Genomic DNA, 259 nt, shown 5'->3' with positions numbered 1-259 from the left:
TTGCCGATGTGGGTGTTGCGCTGCTGGCTATCCTCAATGCCGTACGAATTCAGAACATGGATTTCAGTAAAAAACAGATATAAACAGTCAGTACATTTTTGGAAAAGCCTTCCGGAAGGCTTACTTTTTCCGGTTCACAAAAATTCCTTACTTTTAGGCGAAATTTCAGAACCTGATTTCAAATCCTCAGATATAATTACAGATTTATGATAAACAAGAAAAATATATTGCTTGCTGCGGTGATATTTCCTGCAGTAAT

Annotated in this window: 1 protein-coding gene; it reads left to right on the top strand. The window is 37.1% G+C overall.

Annotation, left to right across the window (positions count from 1 at the left end; all coding sequences use genetic code 11):
- The coding region (locus B4920_RS30145) for a hypothetical protein (protein WP_216820087.1) at nt 1–210 on the top strand (210 nt) is incomplete at its 5' end.
- Nucleotides 211–259 lie beyond the last annotated feature (49 nt).

Source organism: Zoogloea sp. LCSB751, from assembly GCF_002028455.1.
Taxonomy (GTDB): domain Bacteria; phylum Pseudomonadota; class Gammaproteobacteria; order Burkholderiales; family Rhodocyclaceae; genus Zoogloea.
The sequence above is the reverse complement of the archived record's forward strand: the minus strand, read 5'-3'. Positions and strand labels throughout refer to the sequence as shown.